This is a genomic window from Paracoccus binzhouensis (assembly GCF_016446475.1).
GTDB lineage: Bacteria > Pseudomonadota > Alphaproteobacteria > Rhodobacterales > Rhodobacteraceae > Paracoccus > Paracoccus binzhouensis.
Genome location: NZ_JAEHFP010000180.1, coordinates 1 through 5,089, shown reverse-complemented (window position 1 = coordinate 5,089; position 5,089 = coordinate 1). Strand labels below are relative to the sequence as shown.

Sequence of the window (5,089 nt, the reverse complement as noted above, 5' to 3'; positions counted from 1 at the left end):
CAGGCCGTGCGCTCGGCGGCTTGCGGGTCGGGGGCCGGGCGACCGCCGCGATCCAGCAGTGCCAGATCGGCGGCGCTGCCCGGCAGCAGCCGCAGCGCCGGGTCCGCGGTCACGGCCTGGCCCAGGGAATGGCCGCGCAGCAACTCGGCCAGCGCCCGGGCGCTGGCCTCGGGCGTGCCGGTGATGACCGAGACACCGGCCGGCGCCTCGGTCAGGCCGATGCCGTTTTCCAGCCCCGGCCGGTGCGGCATCTGCTGTCCGTCCGTGCCCAGGATCAGCACCGAACCCGGCTTGCCCCCGGCCATCAGCCGGATCAGCAGCGACAGGGCCACGCCCTGGCGGCCGACGGCCAGAGCGCCCGGCTCGCCGGCATCGGTGCCCATGAACCAGGTCTCGCCCGCGTCATGCAGGAAACGGCCGTTCAGCACCACGATCCGCGCGCCCGGCCGGTCCTCGGCCCGGGCCAGCGCCTCGACCGTCCGGCGCAGCGCGCCGGCCGGCTGGTCGACCCCGTCCTGGGTAATGAAGCCCGCCTCGCGCAGCGCCCCGGCCAGCGCCGCCGTGTCCGAGCCGGCGAGGTCTGGGGCGCTTTGGTAATCGGCATTGCCGATGATGACGGCGCGATCCTCGGCCCAGGCAGACTCCGCCCCGGCCAGGACGGCAAGACAGACGGCGGCGATGCGCATGCGGCGACCTCATCCCGAGGCGGCCGCATTCAGTCGTAGCTGCGCCGGTCCTCGATCACCTTGCCGTCATTCGGCAGTGAGCCCGGCGCAACCAGTTCCACCCGGCCGCGAAGTTTCAGTGTATCCAACACCGTTCCTTCGTATCTTGCCGCATCATCGCCCCGGGTTTCCAGCAGCACCGTCATCACATCCATCTCTCCGGCGCGTTCGGCGACAACACGAGCGCGTGAGATCTCGGGATGACGCGCGACCAGCGCCGCGACCTGCTCGGGCCGGACGAACATGCCCTTGATCTTTGTGGTCTGGTCGGCCCGGCCCATCCAGCCGCGAATCCGCATGTTGGTGCGCCCGCAGGGGCTTTTGCCCGGCATGACCGCCGACAGGTCGCCGGTGGCGAAGCGCACCAGCGGGTAATCGGCGTTCAGCGTCGTCACCACGACCTCGCCCACCTCGCCCTCGGGCACCGGATCGCCGGTGCCGGGGCGGACGATCTCGACCACCACCCGCTCGTCCACGATCATCCCTTCCAGCGCCGGGGATTCATAGGCGATCAGGCCCAGATCGGCAGTGGCATAGCATTGCGTGGTGGCAATGCCGCGATCCGCGTAACCCTGCCGCAGGCTGGGAAACAGCGCCCCGCCCGAGACCGTGGCCCGGGTGATCGCCAGCCGCTCGCCCATCTCGGCGGCCTTGTCCAGCATGATCTTCAGGTAATCCGGGGTGCCGGCATAGACGGTGGTGCCGATATCGACCGCGGCGCGGACCTGCAATTCGGTCTGGCCGGTCCCGGCCGGCAGGGTCGCGGCCCCGACGGCGCGGGCGGCGCTTTCGAACATCATCCCGGCCGGGGTCAGGTGATAGCCGAAGCAATTGTGGATGATGTCGCCCGCCCCGACACCGGCAGCGTGCAGGAAGCGGCCGAGCCGCCACCAGTCCTCGCCGCGGCGGCCGGGCTCGTAGATCGGGCCGGGGCTTTGGAAGATGTTCTCGAACTCGTGCGGGTGGCGGGTGGTGAAGCCGCCGAAGGGCGGCTTCTTCTTCTGCGCCTCGGAAAGCTCGGACTTGCGGATCACCGGCAGCCGGGCCAGCGCCTCGCGCGTGGTGATCTCCTCGGGCGCGACCTCGGCCAGGATGCGGGCCAGCGCTGGGGCCAGGCGCGCCCGCGCCAGCGCGGCCGGCAATTCGGCCGCCAGCCACAGCGCCCGCTCGTCGGCGCTGCGGGTTTCAAGCTCGTCATAGAATGTCATGGGGATGCCTTTCTGCGCTCAGGCCAGCCAGCGCTTGCGCCGGCGATAGGACCGCACGTCGCGAAAGCTCTTGCGGCCCTGGTCGGACATGCCGAGATAGAATTCCTTGACGTCCGGGTTCTCGCGCAGCGCATCCGCCGGCCCGTCCATCACCACGCGGCCGCTTTCCAGGATATAGCCGTAATGCGCATAGCGCAGCGCGACATTGGTGTTCTGCTCGGCCAGCAGGAAGGTCACGCCCTCGCCCTCGTTCACCGCCTTCACGATCTCGAAGATCTGCTCGACCAGCTGCGGCGCCAGGCCCATCGAGGGCTCGTCCAGCAGGATGGTTTCCGGCCGCGACATCAGCGCCCGGCCCATGGCGCACATCTGCTGCTCGCCGCCCGAGGTATAGCCGGCCTGGCTTTTCCGCCGCTCCTTGAGGCGGGGGAAATAGTTGTAGACCATCTCCAGGTCCTGGCGGATCGCAGCATTGCCGTCGCTGCGCGTATAGGCGCCGGTCAGCAGATTCTCCTCGATGGTCAGGTGCTCGAAGCAATGCCGGCCCTCCATGACCTGGATCACGCCCTTCTTGACCAGGCTGGCCGGGTCCATGTCCTGCACCCGCTCGCCGCGATAGCTGATCGAGCCCTTTGTCACCTCGCCGCGCTCGGAATGCAGCAGGTTCGAGATCGCCTTCAGCGTCGTCGTCTTGCCCGCGCCGTTGCCGCCCAGAAGCGCGGTGATGCCGCCCTTGGGCACCGACAGGCTGACGCCCTTCAGCACCAGGATGACGTGATTGTAGATCACCTCGATATTGTTGACCTCGAGCAGGGTCTCGCGTTGGGGCGCGGCGTCGAACATGGGCTTTCCCTCCGGGTCGATGGGCCCCGGCGGCGCACCGCCGGGGCAAGAGTTCAGCAGCGCGGCGTGATGCCGGCTTCCTTGGCATAGGCCTCGCTGTCCTCGAGGATCAGCGGATCGAGGATTTCCTGATCGGGAGCGGTGAATTCGGTGATCAGGCTCCATTTCTTCGCCGAGGCGTCCCATTGCTGCAGCCGCGCCATGCCGCTGCCGCCGTGGTTCTCGCAGCTCATCTTGATCTCGGGGCCGAAGTCCGGCAGGCCGATCTCGGTCAGGCGCTCGGGGGTGATGTCCAGCGCCTCGAAGCCGTCGCGCAGCTGCGCGGCGTTGATCTTCGGCGTGCCGGCCAGCTCCTGCGCCTTCCGGATCGCCTCGGCGATGACCACGGCGGCATACATGCCGCGCGAATACAGCGCCGAGCCGACGAACTGCCCGCCTTGCGAGGCCTTGCCGGGCTCGACGACATATTTCTGCATGTCGGCATAAAGCGGGTAATCGGTGCCGACGCCGTTGAAGGTCAGCGACTTGTAGCCATTGGCGGCGGCGCCCACCGGCAGCACGTCGACTTCGGAGCCGGACCACCAGATGCCGATGAAATTCTCCATCGGGAAGCGGATGTTGGCGGCCTCCTGGATGGCGGTCTGGTTCATCACCCCCCAGCCCCACATCAGCACGTAATCCGGCTTGTCACGGCGGATCTGCAGCCACTGGCTCTTCTGCTCCTGCCCCGGCGGGTCCACCGGCAGCTCGGTCAGGGTGAAGCCGTGCTTCTTGCCGAGTTCCTGAAGGGTGCGGATCGGCTCCTTGCCATAGGCCGAGTTGTGATAGACCAGCGCGATCTTCTTGCCTTCGAGGCTGCCGCCGTTCTGGTCCAGCAGATACTTGATCGCCACCGAGGCGCCGTCCCAATAGTTCGCCGGGGCGTTGAACACCCATTCGAAGACCTTGCCGTTCTTGGCCGAGGTGCGGCCATAGCCCGGGGTGTAAAGCGGGATCTTGTCGGCCGAGACCTTGGGGATCAGCTGATAGGTGATGCCGGTGGACAGCGGGTTATAGACCAGCGCGCCCGAGCCCTTGGTCGATTCGTAGCATTCGACGCCCTTCTCGGTATTGTAGGCGGTCTCACATTCCGGGGTCTGGATCTTCTCGCCGCCGATGCCGCCGTCGCGCTCGTTCAGCAGGGTGAAATAGTCGTTGAACCCGTCGGCATATTGCGTGCCGTTCGCGCCATAGGGCCCGGTGCGATAGCTGAGGTTCGGCACCACCAGGTCGGCCATGGCCGGCGCCGCCGCCATGACGACGCCCAGCGCGACAGTTGCGAGTTTCAGTTTCATCTTGGTCTCCTCCCCAAGGGTTTGGTTGCGCCGGTTGTCCGGTCGTCAATGCGGGAACGGCCAGAGCCGCAGCTTCTCCTTCGTCAGCGCCCAGAGCCGCGCCAGCCCGTGCGGCTCGACGATCAGGAAGAAGACGATCAGCGCGCCGACGATCATCAGCTCGATATGGGCGGCCAGGTCGGTCGGCCAGCCCAGTTGCGCCACCAGCACGTTCTTCAGGAAGACCGGCAGCAGCACCAGGAAGGCGGCGCCGGCAAAGCTGCCGAAGATGCTGCCCAGGCCGCCGATGATGATCATGAACAGCACCAGGAAGCTCTTGTTGATGCCGAAGGCCTCGCTGGCCTCGGCCGCGCCCAGATAGACGGAAAACAGCAGCGCCCCGGCGATGCCGACGAAGAAGCTGGAAACGGCAAAGGCCGACAGCTTGGCGGTCAGCGGGTTCACGCCGATGATCTCGGCCGCGATGTCCATGTCGCGGATCGCCATCCATTTGCGCCCCACGCTGCCGCGGGTCAGGTTGCGCGCCACCCAGGCCAGGGCCACGGCAAAGCACAGGCAGACCAGGTATTTCGCCGAAGCCGTGGTGGCGGGCCCGGTCACCGCCCAGCCGAACATGGTCCGTTCCGGCGCGTTGATCTGGCCCGAGGCGGAATAGTTGTAGAACCACGGCACCTTGTTGAACAGCCAGACCAGGAAGAACTGCGCGGCCAGCGTCGCCACCGCCAGGTAGAAGCCCTTGATCCGCAGGCTGGGCAGGCCGAAAAGCATGCCGACCACCGCGGTGATCGCCCCGGCCAGGACGATATGGACGACGATCGGCACGCCCGGAAAGGCGGTCATCAGCTTGTAGACCGCATAGGCGCCCACCGCCATGAAGCCGCCGGTGCCCAGGCTGACCTGCCCGGCATAGCCGGTCAGGATGTTCAGCCCGATGGCCGCGATGGCATAGATCAGGAAGGGCACCAGCACCGCATTGGCC

5 protein-coding genes are annotated in these 5,089 nt (G+C 67.4%); all 5 read right to left on the bottom strand.

Features of this window, described 5'->3' with window-relative positions; all coding sequences use genetic code 11:
* A partial coding sequence (locus tag I9P22_RS23045) for a caspase family protein (protein WP_199262466.1) occupies positions 1–686 on the bottom strand: 686 nt, incomplete at its 3' end.
* 29 nt (positions 687–715) lie between these two features.
* Positions 716–1,933 (bottom strand): phenylacetate--CoA ligase family protein, encoded by a 1,218-nt coding sequence (locus I9P22_RS23040; RefSeq protein ID WP_199262464.1) that lies wholly within the window; start codon positions 1,931–1,933, stop codon positions 716–718.
* A gap of 18 nt (positions 1,934–1,951) precedes the next feature.
* A complete protein-coding gene (locus tag I9P22_RS23035) occupies positions 1,952–2,776 on the bottom strand; it encodes an ABC transporter ATP-binding protein (RefSeq protein ID WP_199262462.1) in 825 nt (274 codons plus the stop codon).
* A gap of 53 nt (positions 2,777–2,829) precedes the next feature.
* A complete protein-coding gene (locus I9P22_RS23030; RefSeq protein ID WP_199262460.1) occupies positions 2,830–4,110 on the bottom strand; it encodes an ABC transporter substrate-binding protein in 1,281 nt (426 codons plus the stop codon).
* Between the two features lie 45 nt (positions 4,111–4,155).
* A partial coding sequence (locus tag I9P22_RS23025) for a branched-chain amino acid ABC transporter permease (protein WP_199262458.1) occupies positions 4,156–5,089 on the bottom strand: 934 nt, incomplete at its 5' end.

Coding starts and splice junctions, on each gene's coding strand:
- I9P22_RS23040 (WP_199262464.1), bottom strand. CDS start 1,933: ATGACATTCTATGACGAGCTTGAAACCCGCAGCGCCGACGAGCGGGCG.
- I9P22_RS23035 (WP_199262462.1), bottom strand. CDS start 2,776: ATGTTCGACGCCGCGCCCCAACGCGAGACCCTGCTCGAGGTCAACAAT.
- I9P22_RS23030 (WP_199262460.1), bottom strand. CDS start 4,110: ATGAAACTGAAACTCGCAACTGTCGCGCTGGGCGTCGTCATGGCGGCG.